Genomic DNA, 15,718 nt, shown 5'->3' on the forward strand with positions numbered 1-15,718 from the left:
TTTGGTCCCCGACTTATGCACGATCGCGATTCCCTCTTGCTGCACTGGGCGCGCCGGATTTCCGGTGATGCCAGCCTTCAGTTGACTCTCATTTCCGGTGACGCCAGTTTTCGCCGCTACCACCGTGGCGGTGGCCTGATCTGGGTGGATGCCAACCCTAAAACCGAAAAGAATCATGAGTTTGTCCGCAATGCCTCGGCCCTGCATGCAGGCGGCCTGCTGGCCCCCGAGGTGCGGGCGGTGGACTACGAGCAGGGGTTGCTGGCGGTGACGGATCTGGGGGATATCCAACTTATTAGCTGCCTGAACGCAGACAATGTGCAGGCCTGGTACGGCAAGGCCATCGCGCTGCTGCCCCGTCTCGGTGCGGTTGAGCTGGACCTTGAGCCTTTTGATTCCGCCTTTATGGCGCGGGAGAACAGCATTTTCCCCGAGTGGCTGCTGGGTCACCATCTGCAACTGACCCTGAGCGATGAAGAGCAGCAGTTGCTCGATGAGACCTTCGCCTGCCTTACCGAGAACAACCTGGCCCAGCCCCAGGGGGTGATGCACCGTGATTTTCACAGCCGCAACCTGATGGTGTGCGGCGGCGAGACGCCGGCCGACAGCGAGCTGGCGGTGATCGACTTTCAGGACATGGTCATCGGGCCGCTCAGCTATGACCTGGTCTCGCTGTTGAAAGACTGCTACGTGCGCTGGCCGGATGCGGTGATCGAGCAGGGCATGCGACTCGGCTTCGACACTTTGCAGCAGGCCAATCTGCTGGGCGGGCTCGATTACGCCGCGTTTCGTCGCGCCGCTGACCTCACCGGCATGCAGCGCCACCTCAAGGCGGCGGGCATCTTCACCCGGCTCTACCACCGCGACGGCAAGTCCGGCTACCTCAAGGATATTCCCCGCACCTTGGGCTACGTGGTGGATGTCTGCCGCAGCCATGGCGCCGCCTATCCGGTGCTGGCCCGCTTCGGCCAGTGGCTGGAGCAGGTGGTGCTGCCCGGGCTGGCCCGCAGCGGAGTGGCGTCATGAAGGCGATGATCCTGGCCGCCGGGCGCGGCGAGCGGATGCGCCCGCTCACCGACAGCCTGCCCAAGCCACTGCTGGCGGTGGGGGGCAAGCCGCTCATCGTGCACCATATCGAAAAACTCAAGGCGGCCGGTGTGACCGACCTGGTCATCAATCACGCCTGGCTCGGTCACAAGCTGGTAGAGGCGCTCGGCGATGGCAGTGCGCTCGGGGTCTCCATCCACTGGTCGGCCGAGGAGAGCGCGCTGGAGACCGCCGGCGGCATCGTACAGGCGCTGCCGCTGCTGGGCTGCGATCCTTTTCTGGTGATCAACGGTGATACCTGGCTCGACCTGGACTATCGCACCCTGGTGAGCCAGCCCCTTGGCGACCAGCTGGCCCACCTCTGGCTGGTGCCCAACCCGCCGCAGCATCCGGCGGGGGATTTTGCGCTGCAGGCGGGCAAGGTGGTTGATATCCCGGCGCTGACTTTCAGCGGCGTCGGGCTCTATGATCCCGCCGCCTTTGCCGGATTGGCGGCGGGGGCACGCAAGCTGGCGCCCCTGCTGCGGGAGTGGATGACGAAAGGTCGGGTGGGCGGCAGCCTGCTGGCCGGCGAGTGGCGCGACATAGGGACGGCCCAGCGGCTGCACGAGCTGGACGATCAGTTGCAAGGACGCACTCATTAATTTCACGAGGTCTTGAACCATGCGTATTTGGGGTAAGGTGCTTGGCGCCTTCTTCGGTTTTCTGCTCGGCAACATCTTTGGTGCCCTGCTTGGCCTCTGGATCGGCCATCGCTTCGATCGGGGCATGGGCTTGAATTTTCGCCGCGCCCCCACCCAGCAGCAACAGGCGGTCTTCTTCCACGCCACCTTCGCCGTCATGGGCCACATCGCCAAGGCGAGCGGCCAGGTGACCGAGCAGGAGATCCGGGTCGCCTCCAACCTGATGGACCGGATGCGGCTGGCAGGGGAGCAGCGGGCTCGGGCTCAGGAGTCGTTTCGCCAGGGCAAGGAGGCGGACTTCCCGCTGCGGGAGACCCTGGCCGAGTTTCGCCAGGCCAGCCAGGGCCAGCGCGATATCCTGCGCTTCTTCCTCGAGGTACAGCTGCAGGCCGCCTTCGCCGATGGCAAGGTCGAGGCCAGCGAGCGCGCCATCCTGCACACCATCGCCGACGAGCTGGGCTTCAGCCGCATCGAGCTGGCCCGCATCCTGGCGATGGCCGAGGCGCAGATGAACTTCTTCAATCGGGCCCACGGCGGTCAGTATCAGAATGGCGGGCAGGGTGGTCAGCAGTATCGGCAGGAGGCGCCCTCCCGTGACAGGCTCAAGGATGCCTACCAACTGCTGGGGGTGAGTGAGAGCGACAGCGATCAGGAGATCAAGCGCGCCTACCGTAAGGAGATGAGCAAGCATCACCCGGACAAGCTGGCCGCCAAGGGACTGCCGCCGGAGATGATGGAGATGGCCAAGGAGAAGACCCAGGAGATCCAGCAGGCCTGGGAGTGGATCCGCGAGGCGCGCGGCATTCGCTGAGCGCCCCTTCATCAGCCATAAAAAATGCCCGTCGCTGACGGGCATTTTTGTTTGCGCAGTATTTGTGCGTCGCGGCTTAGTGGTTGTCGACCCAGACAAACTTGAGCACGAACAGCAGGGCCACCACCAGCACGCAAGGGTTGATCTCGCGCCAGCGGCCGGTGCCCGCTTTCATCACGCAGTAGGAGATGAAGCCCACGGCGATCCCCTCGGTGATGGAGAAGCTGAACGGCATCATGACGGCGGTCATGAAGGCCGGCACCGCTTCGGTCAGGTCTTCCCACTTCACCCGGGTCAGCTCGGAGCACATCAGCACGCCCACGTAGATGAGGGCGCCGGCGGCGGCATACGCCGGCACCATGGCGGCCACCGGAGAGAAGAAGATGGCCAGCAGGAACAGCAGGCCGACCACGATGGCGGTCAGACCGGTACGGCCGCCGACGGCGACGCCTGAGCTGCTCTCGATGAAGGCGGTGACCGAGGAGGTGCCCATGAAGGCGCCGCCGACGGAGCTGGCGCTATCCACCAGCAGGGCCTGCTTCATGCGCGGGAAGTGCCCCTTGTCATCGGCCAGCTTGGCGCGGTTGGTGACGCCGATCAGGGTGCCGGAGGAGTCGAACAGGTTGACCAGCATAAAGGAGAAGATGATCCCGGCCAGGCTGATGTCGAGCGACCCCATCAGATCCAGCTGGCCGAACACCGGCTCTATGCTGGGAGGCATGGAGACGAAGCCCTTGAAGGTGACGTCGCCAAACAGCCAGCCCAGGGTGGTGGTCACCACGATGGCGATCAGCACGGCGGAGTGGACGCCGCGGGCGGAGAAGATGCAGATCAGGAAGAAGCCGAGCAGCCCCAGCAGGCAGGGCAGGGAGGTGAGGTTGCCCACCGTCACCATGGTCGCGGGGCTGGCCACCACTATGCCGGCGTTGTGCAGGCCGAGCAGGGCGATCAAGAGGCCGATGCCGGCGGTGATGCCGACCCGCAGGGTGAGCGGAATGTTGGCGATGAGCCAGTAGCGCACCCGCAGCAGGGTGAGGATCAGCAGGCCCATGGCGCCCCAGAAGATGGTGCCCATGCCCACTTGCCAGGAGTAACCCATGCCGGCCACCACCACGAAGGCGAAGAAGGCGTTGAGGCCCATGGCGGGAGCCAGCGCGATGGGCAGGTTGGCGAGCAGGCCCATCAGGATGCTGCCGATGCCGGCGATGAGGCAGGTGGTGACGAACACGGCCTGGGTGTCCATGCCCGCCGCAGAGAGGATCTGCGGGTTGACGAAGACGATGTAGACCATGGTCAGGAAGGTGGTGATGCCGGCGATCACTTCGGTGCGGGCGTTGGTGCCATGGCCCTTCAGGGCAAACAGACGCTCAAGCAATCCTTGCCCGGCGGCCTGTGCGGGGGCCTGGTGTGGTTGATTCATGTTGGATTCCAATAGGTGACGTGAAATAAGCAGCAGGGGAGGGGCATCCTCCATGGGGGAGTGACGCCCGCTTTCTGGTGGTTAAACAACCAGACTCGTCCTGATACCGTGACAGCGCGCACATTTTTACACAGGCGGCGCCGTTTACAAACCCCGGATCTGCGAGGCGGATCAATGAATAGAGCAAAAATTCAAACGTTTTCCCCGCCGAAAATAAAAAAGGTTCTCGCTGGAGAACCTTTTGAGGGGCAGGGGTCGGGTCAGAGGGTCTTGAAGTAACGCTCCACCAGCTGGGCCAGCACGGAGTCGAGCTTGTCCTGCACCTCTCCCAGTTCCCGCCCCAGGCGGCGCAGGAAGAGGCTGGCCTGCTCCTCGCTCAGCTTGCGGCCGTCGATGAAGAACTCCTGTTCCGGCAGCTGCTTGTCATAGCGGGGCAGCAGGGTCCAGTTCACCAGCTCTGGCTCCACGGCGGCGAAGATCCTGGCGGCGGCGGCACAGAAGGTCTCGATGTGCGCCTTGCCGTCCGGCCCGAGGCAGCCCGGTTCAACCCGGATCTGGATGGTCAGTTTCTTCTCTGTGGTGGGCTGGGTCGTCATCTTGCTACATCCATGCATAAAAGGTATCCGTCTTGGATTGTAAGCCATCGGGCACAAGAAAGGGGAGCCTGGGCTCCCCTTGTCGCATTTGCCGGTTTACTTGGCGATGCGCTTGTATTTCGCGCGGTGTGGCTGGACCGCCTCGGCGCCGTAGGTCTTCTTCTTCCACTCTTCGTATTCGGTGAAGTTGCCTTCGAAGAATTCGATCTTGCCCTCGTCCTGATAGTCCAGGATGTGGGTGGCGATGCGGTCGAGGAACCAGCGGTCGTGGGAGATGACCATGGCGCAACCCGGGAACTCCAGCAGGGCGTTCTCGAGGGCGCGCAGGGTTTCGATGTCCAGATCGTTGGTCGGTTCATCCAGCAGCAACACGTTGCCGCCAGTTTGCAGCAGCTTGGCCAGGTGCAGACGGCCGCGTTCACCACCGGAGAGCTCGCCGACCCGCTTCTGCTGATCGGCGCCCTTGAAGTTGAAGCGGCCGATGTAGGCCCGGCTCGGGAACTCGTAGTTGCCGATGCGCAGGATGTCCTGGCCGTCGGCGACTTCCTCGAACACCGTCTTCTTGTCGTCCATGCTGTCGCGGAACTGATCGACAGAGGCCAGCACCACGGTCTCACCCAGGGTGATGGCGCCGGAATCCGGCTGCTCCTGACCCGACATCATGCGGAACAGGGTCGACTTGCCGGCCCCGTTTGGACCGATGATGCCGACGATGGCCCCCTTCGGAATGGCAAACGACAGATCGTCGATCAGCACCCGGTCACCATAGGATTTGCGCAGGTTGGCCACTTCCACCACCTTGTCGCCGAGGCGCGGTCCGGGCGGAATGAACAGCTCGTTGGTCTCGTTGCGCTTCTGGTAGTCGTTGGTGTTGAGCTCTTCGAAGCGGGCCATACGGGCTTTGGATTTGGCCTGACGGCCTTTCGGGTTCTGGCGAACCCACTCCAGCTCCTTCTCGATGGACTTGCGACGAGCCGCTTCCGTGCTGGCTTCCTGCGCCAGACGGGCATCTTTTTGCTCCAGCCAGGAGGAGTAGTTGCCTTCCCACGGGATACCTTCGCCGCGGTCCAGCTCCAGGATCCAGCCGGCCACGTTGTCGAGGAAGTAACGGTCGTGAGTGATGGCAACGACGGTGCCCTCGTAGTCGTGCAGGAAGCGCTCCAGCCAGGCCACGGACTCGGCGTCCAGGTGGTTGGTCGGTTCGTCCAGCAGCAGCATGTCCGGCTTTTCCAGCAGCAGGCGGCACAGGGCCACACGGCGGCGCTCACCACCGGAGAGGTGCTTGATCTTGGCATCCCAGGCCGGCAGGCGCAGGGCGTCGGCCGCGCGCTCCAGCTGGTTTTCCATGTTGTGGCCGCCCTGGGCCTGGATGATGGCTTCCAGCTCGCCCTGTTCGCGGGCCAGCTTGTCGAAATCCGCATCCGGGTCGGCGTAGGCCGCATAGACCTCGTCCAGCCGGGCCATGGCGCGTTTTACCTCGCCGACCGCCTCTTCGACCGCTTCACGCACGGTCTGCTCCGGATCCAGCTTGGGCTCCTGTGGCAGGTAGCCAATCTTGATGCCGGGCTGCGGACGGGCTTCCCCTTCGATCTCGGTGTCGATGCCTGCCATGATGCGCAGCAGGGTCGATTTACCGGCGCCGTTCAGACCCAGCACGCCGATCTTGGCGCCCGGGAAGAAGGAGAGGGAGATGTTCTTGAGAATATGACGCTTGGGCGGCACTACCTTGCCGACCCTGTTCATGGTGTAAATAAATTGAGCCATTGGCTAATTCTCTTCCTTTTCAGCAGGTTAATGTCTTGGCACTAACAGACTGATGTCGTGGTGGGGCCAGGTCGGCGGGTCGCCAACCGGGTTCCAAAAAACCCGTCGATTGTAAACCAATGGGCGAGGGGGGGCAAAGGTGGCACCCGGCCGGCCATCCCCTTTGCCGGGGCCATCACAGCCTGCTGCAACGGGCTGCCAAACTTGGCATGATGAAGGCCCAGTTTGCCCCGGAGTTTGCATGACCAGCCTGCCTTCAGCCCCGTCTCTGGCGGCCACCCTCGTCGCCATGGGGTTGGCGCCCGCCATCGGTGAGCCGCTTGCCGCCCGCCTGCCTCGTTTGACCTTGCAGCCGGGTCAGCCGCTGCTGGCTCAGGGGGCAATGCAGGAGTCGGCTTTCTATATCGAGCGGGGCATCGCCCGCGCCTGCCACTACGCCCGGGACGGGCAGGAGCGCTGCAAGGAGTTCTACTTCGAAGGGGAGCTCTGCCTGCTTTACGACAGCTGGCTCAGCGGGTCGCCTGCCCGCTACCAGCTGGAGGCCGTCACGGCGCTGCAACTGGTGCGGGTGCCGCTCGCCCTGCTGGACGAACCCGCCTGGCAGCCGGTCTGCATGGCCCTGCTGCGCCAACAGCTGTGCTACAAGGAGTGCAAGGAGGCCTTCTTGCTGCTCCACTCCCCCGAAGAGCGCTACCAGGAGCTCTGCCGCACCTTCCCCCACTGGTCGGCGCGGCTCACCCAGGTGCAGCTCGCCAACTATATCGGCATCAGCCCGGTCACCCTGTCGCGGATCCGCCGGCGCATTAACACGGGTTAATGCCGCGCCTCGCCCATCCCCGCCATGCTGGGCCCCTCGAACAAGCCTGGAGTGGGGATGATGTCGCTGTTTTTGTGGTCACAACTGGTGGTGAGCCTGGCGCTGCTGCTGGATCTGCTGTCGTTTCAGCTGCGGGCGCGCCGGGCCATTCTGGCCTGCCTGGCGCTCTCCTGCGCCCTCAATGGCGCCCATTTCGCGCTGCTGGGACAGTGGTCTGCCGCCCTGCTGCTCTGGCTGGCGAGTCTGCGCTTCGTGGTCAGCATGCTGGCCACGCGCCGCCTCTTGATGTGGCTCTTTATGGGGTTGTCCTGCCTCGCGGTGCTCGCCACCTATCAGGGGCCGCTCGCCCTGCTGGGGTTGCTGGCCAGTCTGCTGCAGACCCGGGCTGCGTTTTGCCCGGATGATCGCCTGCTGCGGCGCTGGATGCTGCTGGGCACCCTCTGCTGGCTGGTCAACAACCTGCTAGTGGGGTCGCCCGTGGCGGCGCTGATGGAGGGGTTGTTTCTGGTCAGCAATCTGGTGGGCTACTACCGCCACTATGGGCGCAAGGTGTTACCTGCCGGCTGAGGTCAGTCTGCCGAGAAAAAAGCGGGTAATGCTGCAGAATGGGTGTTGTAGGGCAAAGAGGCCGCCACAGTGGCGGCCTCTCTGGCATGTCAGGCTTTGTTGAAGCCGTTGATGAGCGCCTTTGCGTAATCGATGACGAACTGCTGGCAGTGGATGGCGGTTTGCGGATCGAACTCCTCGCCGTGCAGATCGCTGTTGGAGAGCACCCGGATACCCACGAAGGGCACCTTGTAGGCCTCCGCCACCAGGGCGGCGGAGGAGGTTTCCATCTCTTCCGCGGCGGTCTGGTAGGTCTGGTGCAGCCAGTTGATGCGGGCAACCTGGCGGTTCCACTCGTCGGCGGTGCCTATGATGCCGGGGACCACCCGGCCGTGTCGATAACCGTCGGCCATGCCGAGGGCGCGGCCGACCAGCTCGGGATCGCCGGCAAAGGCGGTGTGTTCTACCAGCTTGCCGTTGTCGCGCAGGCGCATGGTGACCTCGAAGTTGTGCCATTTGCTCGGATCGACGCCCTGCTCGGCGGGCGCCAGGTCACTGCGGTAGGCCCCCATGTTGAAGCTCTTGGTGCCGATGACGATGTCGCCCCGGTGCAGCGCCGGATCGTGGCCGCCCGCCGTGCCCTGGTTGATGACGAGACGTGGCCGGAAGTGTTCCATGGCGAGGGTGGTGGCCGCGGCGGCATTGGCCAGTCCCACCTCGGTGCGGGAGATGACCACCGGGTAACCCGAGAGGGTGCCCTGCCAGTAGGTCCAGGCACCCACGGTCAGCTCCTGCTTCTCCTTGAGGGCGGCCACCAGGGTTTCGACTTCGACGTCCATTGCCCCCTGGATCAGGATGGGGGCGGGGGCCGGATTGGCCGCCACGACGGCGGAGGAGAAGAGGGCAAACAGGGTGAGCAGGCGCGAGCAGCGTTTGATGAAATTCATGGATTACCTGTAATACGTGCGAGAAAGCGCCGGATCCTATCGGAAGGCAAACGATTGCGCAAATGAGGCGGTGGCTTTTGTCAATAGCAGGCCGGCAGGGAGTCGGGTTCAGGGCTGCTTGTGGCCGGCGAAGTAGAGCACCCGCCGCACATATTGCTGGGTCTCCTGATAGGGGGGGATGCCGCCATACTGCTCCACCGATTTTTCGCCGGCGTTGTAGGCCGCCGACATCAGGGTCCAGTTGCCATCGAAATGGGTGTGCAGCCACTTGAGGTAGGCCACGCCTCCCTTGATGTTCTGCTCCGGATCGAAGGGGCGGGTCACCCCGAAGCGCTGCTGGGTCTCGGGAATGAGCTGCATCAGCCCCTGGGCATTCTTGGGGGAGACGGCGCGGCTGTCGAGGTTGGATTCGGCGATGGCGATGGCCAGTACCAGCCGCTCGTCGATGCGGTGGCGCTTGGCGGCGTGGCGCAGCATGTTGGCCAGCTTCTGTTTGGCGGGCGACTGGCGGGCCAGATAGGCCTCCAGATTGAAAGGGGTGGTGGGGATGGCGGCGAAGTAACCGCCGGATCCGCCGACGCCGCTGCCGCACTGATCCCCCATCACGGCATTGCCGACCCGGCTGTTGTAGTAACGGATGGCCTGCTGGTTGCCAAGACGGATCGCCATGGCCAGGTAGGCGTTGGCCATGCGGGGGTTGCGAACCGAGCCCGGGCCGGTGGCGAGCAGGCGGCCGATGCGAAAATAACCTTCCGGGTTACCCGTGGTGGCGGCGGCGCAGTAGAAGTGGATGGCCTGGGTCAGGTTGCCCTGACTCTGTGCCTGTTGCCCTTGCTTCAGTGCGCTGAGCGCCTTGGGGGCCTGTCTGAAATCCCTGCTTTGCGCCGCTGCCTGCACGTTACCGGCCAGCAACAGCGATAAAAAAAGCAGCAAAAACAGCCTGTTTTCGCTGAGGCTCGACATGGATTCTCTCCTGTTGGGGTACAGAAGATATAGGGGAACATGGCCCGTTCTGCCATTAATCCAGTGGATCCTGTTGTTATTGATCCGGGTATCCAGAGATCAAAACGATATGGAACCAATGACCGATGCAGTCCTATCAGGGGCTGGCCGTGCATCCAGGTGGTCGGTGGCGATAAAGAGGTGGCTAAATCAGTTGCCCCTGGCCCCCTCAGACGTCGAGATGATAGGGCTGCTCGTCCGGCTCGGCGGCGGGCAGCTGGCGATACATCAGGCGAATTTCGCTCGCCACCCAGAGCGAGAGCAGGCCGAGCAGGCTCAGCAGCGGCATCAGGGTATGGCTCTGTTGCAGTCCGTAGGCAGACAGGGCGGCGCCCAGCAACAGCAGAATACGGATCATGAGGTGACTCCTTCTCATCATGGTGAGGGGGCGGATGCGTGCCCGTGTGGCACCAAGTGCGGCCAGTATACCCCAGCCGGTGCCCGGCAAACCGCCATCCGCCTCACATCCCCATCCTAAGGGGGGAGGTGGTGCGGCGCCATTCCATTAACTCATCAAACAATTTTCAGCCGGCCGTGGCAGGGCGCACCCAGTGTCCGGTCGGGATGGCTACTCCAGCTCCGCGGGTTGGTAGTAGTCGAGATACCAGCGCACGAACGCGGCGACCCCTTCCTCGATGGAGGTGGCGGGGCGCAGGCCGGTGAGGGTGTGAAGGGGCTCGCTGTCGGCCCAGGTGGCGTGCATGTCGCCCGCCTGCATCGGCAGCATCCGCTTGATGGCGGGCTTGTCCAGTGCCTGTTCCAGCGCCTCGATGAAGTCGAGTAACCGCACCGGCTGGCCATGACCGATGTTGAGGATGCGGTAGGGGGCGGCGCTCTCTGCCGGGCTCTGTTCGCCGGCGTGCCAGTGAGGGTTGGGGCGGGGTGGCAGCTCGGCGACGGCGAGGATCCCCTCGACGATGTCGTCGATGAAGGTGAAGTCGCGGCTGAGATTGCCCTGGTTGTAGACGTCGATGGGCTCGCCCGCCAGGATGGCTCGGGTGAACCTGGCGATGGCCATGTCGGGCCGGCCCCAGGGGCCGTAGACGGTGAAAAAGCGCAGCCCTGTGGTGGGCAGGCCGTAGAGCGCCGAGTAGGCGTGGGCCATCAGCTCGCCGCTCTTCTTGGTGGCGGCATAGAGGGAAACCGGGTGGTCCACCTGCTGATCGGCACTGAACGGCAACTGCTCGCCCATGCCGTAGACCGAGCTGGAGGAGGCGTAGATCAGATGCCGGATGTCGTGCTGGCGGCACCCCTCCAGCACCGTCAGCATGCCGGTGAGGTTGCTCTCGCTGTAGGCAAAGGGGTTTTCCAGCGAGTGGCGCACCCCCGCCTGGGCACCCAGGTGGATCACCCGCTCGAACTGCCCCTCGGCAAACAGGGCGGCCATGCCGGCCCGGTCCGCCAGCTCGCCCTCTACGAAGCGAAAGTGGGGGAAGGGGGTCAGCATCGCCAGGCGAGCCTCTTTGAGGCTCACCTCGTAGTAGTCGTTGAGGTTGTCCAGCCCCACCACCTGATGACCCGCCTCGCACAGCCGTCTGGCGACGTGAAAACCGATAAAACCGGCGGCGCCGGTGACCAGATACTTCATGGCTGGGGTCCTGTGCAGATCATGGGGCTCCTGATGGTGGTGCTGGAGTTGAGGCTGCGCGCGTTGTAGCAGAGCCGGCGCGTCTGTGCCATGGCAAACCGCCCTTTTCGTCAAGGTGGGGGCGGCTCAGGCGCGGCATGCTGCATCTTGGTGCAGCGGCTGTCAATGGAGAATGACAGGCACCAAAACGGGGCGTGGGCGGCGACTATTGTGATCATGGTCGCAAAAAATAGACTGAATCCCATAACGAAGCCCTGTGGACAGGGCTCGCGCCCGCGATATGGGCAACAGACACTCTTTTACTTCGCTATTGGATACCGGTTATGGACAACACCCCCGTCTCGGCGCAGTCCGCTCGTACTGCGCACCCCCTCTATGAAGACATCATCGCCCTGCTGACCGCCGCCGGCTTCGTCTCCCTCGGCATCTTTCTGTTTCATCAGGTGGGCCTGCTCACCGGCGGCACCGCCGGGTTGGCACTGCTGCTGCAGCAGGTGACCGGGCTGAGCTTCGGCCTGCTGTTCTTCGGCATGAACCTGCCCTTCTATGCTCTGGCCTGGCTCAGGATGGGGCCGCGCTTCACCCTCAACACCTTCGTCTCGGTGGCGACCGTCTCCTTCATGACGGATCACCTCAATGCCGTGCTGCAGATAGGCAAGATTGAACCGGTCTACGCGGCGCTGATCGGCGGCACCCTGATCGGCATGGGGCTGCTCATCATGTTTCGCCACAAATCGAGCCTGGGCGGCTTCAACATCCTGGCGCTGTTTATCCAGGATCGCTTCGGTATCCGCGCCGGCAAGCTGCAAATGGGGCTGGATTGCACCATCGTCATCGCCTCCTTCTTCGTGGTGCAGCCCTGGATCCTGGCCCTCTCCGTGGTGGCGGCCATCATCTGTAACCTGGTGTTGATACTCAACCACAAGCCGGGTCGCTATCAGTTGGCGTGAGGCCTCTGTGAGCCGGGTGGAAAAAGGGTGTGCAGCCGATGATCGGGCAGCGGTGAGGAGAGGCCCCAGTGCACCCTGTGCCGCAGCAGATTGCCCTGGGCTTCCAGCCGGGTCAGGATCTGGTTGAAGGCTGCCAGCTGCGCCTCGCTCATGCGTTGGCGGTTGAAGGCGATGTAGTAGTTCGCCTCGTGACTCTTCTGCCATAGCCTGATCTTCGAGGCGCCACTGAGGTTGAGTCGATAGAGGGCCACATCCAGGTTGGAGAAGTAGAGGTTGTAGCGCCCCTGTCGTTCTATCTTGAGCAGGTTCGCATAATCATCGTTGACGTTGAGTTCCAGCTGCATCGGGGGGATCCCCTGCTGGTGCAGGGTGTCGTCCAGCTGGCGCAGCAAGGTCTCGCTGAACGAGCCTCTGGTCACCCCGATCCGTGCGTGACCAAGGCGAGCCAGAGTCAGCGGTGCGTCAATTTCGTCGACGTGGGCAAAGATGCCCCAGCTCGCCTTGCACAGTGGTACCGAGTAGCTCAGCGTCTTTGCCCTGGCATCGCTCCAGGCGAGCGGAAACATGCCGTCCACTTCCCCCAGATCCAGCTCTTTTCTGGCCCGCAGATTGGGGCGCAGCGTGATCTGGCACCCCTCAGGCCAGTAGCTGCACGCCTCTTTCACCATGTCCACCATGGCGCCGGTCGGCTGGTTGTCACTGCCCATGAAGCTGTAGGGGGCAAACTCCTGGACGACCAGACGCAGGGGGGCTGCAACGCAGAGAGGGGAGAGGAGCAAGAGCAACAGCAGACGAGCAGGCATGGGGCAAGCATCCGTGATTGACACCCTTGCAGTATGAGCGAGAAATCGCCCTACAGGACGACGGTATACATCCCCTGTGGGTCTGTGATCACCCGGGCCGGGTAGTCGTAGAGCCGGTCGATGAGATCAGGCGTCAGCACCTCGCGCGGGGTGCCGTCGGCCATCACTCTGCCCTGCTCCAGCATCACCAGCCGGTCGGCGTAACGGGCCGCCAGATTGAGGTCGTGCAGCACCACCAGCACGGCGGTATGGCGGGCGGCGAGGGCGCGCGCCATGGTGAGCAGCTGGTGCTGATACTTGAGATCGAGCGCCGAGGTGGGTTCGTCCAGCAGCAGCAGCCGCGCTTGTTGCGGTTCCTCCGGGGCCTGCCAGATCTGGGCCAGCACCCGGGCGAACTGTACCCGCTGGCGCTCTCCGCCGGAGAGACCGGGATAGAGGCGGCCGGCCAGATGATCCACCCCGGCATGGGTCATGGCGGCCCGCACTATCTCGTCGCGCCGGCTGGCCGGCTCGCTGTGGGGCAGTCGGCCCATGGCCACCACCTCTTCGCACAGGAAGGGGAAATTCAGGGACGAGCTCTGCGGCAACACGCCGACACGGTGGGCCAGCTCGTTGCCGGCCCACTCCTGCCGCTCCCGGCCAAACAGATCTATCTCCCCCTCATGTTCCAGCTCGCCGGTGAGGCACTTGAGCAGCGAACTCTTGCCGGCGCCGTTGGGGCCGAGCAGGGCGGTGAGGCTGCCCGCCTGCAGGCTGAGGTCGAGCCTGTCCAGGATGGGGCGGCCGCCCCGGCTGAGGCTGAGCTGGCGACAGTGCAGCAGGGTCGATGAAGCTGACAAGATGAGTCCTCCGGTTAAAGGGTGCGGCGGCCCTTGACCAGCAGCCAGATGAAGAAGGGGGCGCCCAGCAGGGCGGTGATGATGCCGACCGGCATCTCGGCCGGCGCCAGCAGGGTGCGGGCCAGCATGTCGGCGCCCAGCAGCAGGGCGGCCCCGAGCAGGGCGGAGAGCGGCAGCAACCGGACGTGGTTGGGGCCGGCCAGCAGCCGCACCAGGTGGGGCACTACCAGACCGACGAAACCTATCATGCCGGCCACCGCCACCGCGACACCGACCCCGGCGGCGGTGAGCAGGATCAGCCGCCGCTTGAGAGACTGCACCTGGATGCCGAGGTGGCGGGCCTCCCCTTCACCCAGCAGCAGGGCGTTGAGGGGGTTGGCATCGCGCAAGAACAGGATGAGCAGGGCAACCAGGGTCAGCAGCGCCAGCGCCACGTCCACCGGCTTGCCTGCCGCCAGCGACCCCATCTGCCACAGGCTCAGGTTGCGCAGCATCTGATCGTCGGCGAGATAGGTGAGCAGGCCGATCACGGCGCCGGACAGGGCAGTGACGGCCACCCCGGCCAGCAGCATGACGGTGACCGAGGTGCCCCCCTCCCGGGTGCCGAGCAGATAGACGAGGGTGGTGGTCAGCGCGCCGCCGAGAAAGGCGAGCAGGGGCAGCAGGCCGATGCCGAGCAGGCTCTGCCACTGCTGGCCGAGGGGGGCCAGCAGCACGATGGCCAGCGCCGCGCCGAGCGCCGCCCCGCCGGAGACCCCTATGATGCCGGGGTCGGCCAGGGGGTTGCGAAACAGCCCCTGCATCACAGCGCCGCAGAGGCCGAGAATCCCCCCTACGGCGATGCAGAGCAGGGTGCGTGGCAGGCGGATCTCCTGCACGATCAGCAACTTGTGGGCCTCAATCCCGCTCCCTTGGCCGGCGAACAGGGCGCGCAGGCTCTCGCCAAAGGAGAGGGCCATGGGACCGGTGGCCAGCGACCCGACCAGCAACAGAGCCAGTGCGCCGCCGGTGAGGCACAGCAGCCAGGGCAGTGGCAGACGCATCATGAACCCAGCTTGATCCACTTGGCGATCTGGCTGGCCTGCTGCAGCGAGGTGAGGCTGAGCCCCCCTTGCAGGGCGTGACCATCGATGGCATGGATGGCCCTGTTCTTGCCGGCCGGGGTGGCGGAAAGGGCGGGCACCTGGCTCAGCACGGTTTCAGGATCCTGATACTGCTGCCAGTCGCGGCCGCTCACCAGCACCAGATCGGGCTGCAGCTCGATCAGGGATTCGGTGGAGACGGGCTTGTAGTCTTGCAGCTGGGCCACCGGGTTGATGCCGCCGGCCAGGGTGAGCAGGGCGCTGGCGGTGGTGTTGCCGCCGGCGATGCTGGTGGGCTGGCCCTTGTGCAACAGCAGGAAGACCACCTTGAGCGGCTTGTTCTGCTTGGCCTGAGCGGCCAGCAGCTCGCTCTGGGTCTGGATTTCGGCCTTCAGACGGGTGCCGGCGGCCGGGTCCTTGAGCAGGGTGGCCAGGGTATCGATGCGCTGGTTGAGGTTGGCGAGGGTGGGGGCGGTGGGCAGCACGTCCACCGCGACCCCGGCCCGGCGCAGCTGCTCCAGGGCGGGCGGCGGCCCCATCTCGTCGCTGCCGACCAGCCGGGTCGGCGCCAGGCTCAGGATCCCTTCGGCGGCGAGGGCGCGGTGATAGCCGACCCGTGGCAGGTTTTTCGGCTCCGGGCTGCTGATGTCGGTGGCGATGAGGCTCTGCTCGCCCCCGAGTGCCAGAATGAGTTCAGTGGTGGCCGGGCCTATGCTGACGATACGTTCCTGCGCCAGAGTGGGCAGGGACAGGGCTGAGCAGCCGAGCAGGCTGAGTGCGAGGGCAAAACGACGGCCCATGCTAACCTCCGAAGGGTGAATGA

Annotated in this window: 17 protein-coding genes; 6 read left to right on the forward strand and 11 right to left on the reverse strand. The window is 64.5% G+C overall.

Features of this window, described 5'->3' with window-relative positions:
- Positions 1-15 precede the first annotated feature (15 nt).
- From I6L33_RS09025 to djlA, 3 genes are read left to right on the forward strand one after another with little or no spacing between them, the layout of a single operon-like run.
- Positions 16-1,026, forward strand: coding sequence for an aminoglycoside phosphotransferase family protein (locus I6L33_RS09025; protein WP_216973923.1), 1,011 nt, complete (start codon positions 16-18; stop codon positions 1,024-1,026).
- The gene (gene murU / locus I6L33_RS09030) at positions 1,023-1,691 is read left to right on the forward strand and encodes an N-acetylmuramate alpha-1-phosphate uridylyltransferase MurU (protein WP_216973924.1); all 669 of its coding nucleotides are present in this window, start codon (positions 1,023-1,025) and stop codon (positions 1,689-1,691) included. The genes I6L33_RS09025 and murU overlap by 4 nt, the downstream gene beginning before the upstream one ends.
- Positions 1,692-1,710: 19 nt before the next feature.
- Positions 1,711-2,541 (forward strand): co-chaperone DjlA, encoded by an 831-nt coding sequence (gene djlA, locus I6L33_RS09035; protein WP_017779140.1) that lies wholly within the window; start codon positions 1,711-1,713, stop codon positions 2,539-2,541.
- A gap of 76 nt (positions 2,542-2,617) precedes the next feature.
- Here djlA and I6L33_RS09040 read toward each other — a convergent pair whose 3' ends face one another.
- The 3 genes from I6L33_RS09040 to ettA all read right to left on the reverse strand — a co-directional run bounded on the left by I6L33_RS09040 (position 2,618) and on the right by ettA (position 6,321).
- Positions 2,618-3,961 (reverse strand): NCS2 family permease, encoded by a 1,344-nt coding sequence (locus I6L33_RS09040; protein ID WP_216973925.1) that lies wholly within the window; start codon positions 3,959-3,961, stop codon positions 2,618-2,620.
- A gap of 260 nt (positions 3,962-4,221) precedes the next feature.
- Positions 4,222-4,557: a hypothetical protein gene (locus I6L33_RS09045; RefSeq protein WP_005304138.1), complete on the reverse strand. Its 336-nt coding sequence runs from the start codon at positions 4,555-4,557 to the stop codon at positions 4,222-4,224.
- Between the two features lie 96 nt (positions 4,558-4,653).
- Positions 4,654-6,321, reverse strand: coding sequence for an energy-dependent translational throttle protein EttA (gene ettA, locus I6L33_RS09050; RefSeq protein ID WP_010634931.1), 1,668 nt, complete (start codon positions 6,319-6,321; stop codon positions 4,654-4,656).
- A gap of 241 nt (positions 6,322-6,562) precedes the next feature.
- On the opposite strand from ettA, the gene I6L33_RS09055 reads away from it, so the two are divergent.
- Both I6L33_RS09055 and I6L33_RS09060 read left to right on the forward strand, forming a co-directional pair.
- Positions 6,563-7,138 (forward strand): Crp/Fnr family transcriptional regulator, encoded by a 576-nt coding sequence (locus tag I6L33_RS09055; RefSeq protein WP_216973926.1) that lies wholly within the window; start codon positions 6,563-6,565, stop codon positions 7,136-7,138.
- A gap of 57 nt (positions 7,139-7,195) precedes the next feature.
- Positions 7,196-7,705 carry a YgjV family protein gene (locus I6L33_RS09060; RefSeq protein ID WP_065018669.1) on the forward strand — a complete coding sequence of 170 codons (510 nt, stop codon included), beginning with the start codon at positions 7,196-7,198 and terminating at the stop codon, positions 7,703-7,705.
- Positions 7,706-7,794: 89 nt separating this feature from the next.
- Here the strand turns inward: I6L33_RS09060 and I6L33_RS09065 are convergent, their stop codons facing one another.
- From I6L33_RS09065 to I6L33_RS09080, 4 genes are all read right to left on the reverse strand, one after another.
- Positions 7,795-8,631: a 5'-methylthioadenosine nucleosidase gene (locus I6L33_RS09065; protein WP_216973927.1), complete on the reverse strand. Its 837-nt coding sequence runs from the start codon at positions 8,629-8,631 to the stop codon at positions 7,795-7,797.
- A gap of 108 nt (positions 8,632-8,739) precedes the next feature.
- A complete protein-coding gene (locus tag I6L33_RS09070) occupies positions 8,740-9,594 on the reverse strand; it encodes a lytic transglycosylase domain-containing protein (protein WP_005304122.1) in 855 nt (284 codons plus the stop codon).
- A gap of 208 nt (positions 9,595-9,802) precedes the next feature.
- On the reverse strand, positions 9,803-9,991 hold the full coding sequence (locus I6L33_RS09075; RefSeq protein ID WP_005304119.1) for a hypothetical protein: 189 nt from the start codon (positions 9,989-9,991) through the stop codon (positions 9,803-9,805).
- Positions 9,992-10,201: 210 nt separating this feature from the next.
- Positions 10,202-11,221, reverse strand: a complete 1,020-nt coding sequence (locus tag I6L33_RS09080) for an NAD-dependent epimerase (protein WP_216973928.1) — start codon at positions 11,219-11,221, stop codon at positions 10,202-10,204.
- A gap of 323 nt (positions 11,222-11,544) precedes the next feature.
- On the opposite strand from I6L33_RS09080, the gene I6L33_RS09085 reads away from it, so the two are divergent.
- A complete protein-coding gene (locus tag I6L33_RS09085) occupies positions 11,545-12,171 on the forward strand; it encodes a YitT family protein (RefSeq protein ID WP_216973929.1) in 627 nt (208 codons plus the stop codon).
- Here I6L33_RS09085 and I6L33_RS09090 read toward each other — a convergent pair.
- The 4 genes from I6L33_RS09090 to I6L33_RS09105 are packed head-to-tail and all read right to left on the reverse strand — an operon-like array spanning position 12,159 to position 15,695.
- Entirely contained in the window at positions 12,159-12,974 is an 816-nt protein-coding gene (locus I6L33_RS09090) for an ABC transporter substrate-binding protein (protein WP_065018670.1), read from the reverse strand. The two genes, I6L33_RS09085 and I6L33_RS09090, sit on opposite strands and share 13 nt — an antisense overlap.
- 50 nt (positions 12,975-13,024) lie before the next feature.
- A complete protein-coding gene (locus I6L33_RS09095) occupies positions 13,025-13,813 on the reverse strand; it encodes a heme ABC transporter ATP-binding protein (protein ID WP_065018671.1) in 789 nt (262 codons plus the stop codon).
- A 14-nt stretch (positions 13,814-13,827) separates the two neighbouring features.
- Complete coding sequence (locus I6L33_RS09100) at positions 13,828-14,859, reverse strand: iron ABC transporter permease (RefSeq protein ID WP_010634923.1); 1,032 nt, start codon at positions 14,857-14,859, stop codon at positions 13,828-13,830.
- Positions 14,856-15,695, reverse strand: coding sequence for a hemin ABC transporter substrate-binding protein (locus I6L33_RS09105; protein WP_042049569.1), 840 nt, complete (start codon positions 15,693-15,695; stop codon positions 14,856-14,858). Before I6L33_RS09105 ends, I6L33_RS09100 begins: the two co-directional genes overlap by 4 nt.
- Between the last annotated feature and the right edge of the window lie 23 nt (positions 15,696-15,718).

The organism is Aeromonas sp. FDAARGOS 1403 (genome assembly GCF_019047325.1).
Lineage (GTDB): Bacteria > Pseudomonadota > Gammaproteobacteria > Enterobacterales > Aeromonadaceae > Aeromonas > Aeromonas dhakensis.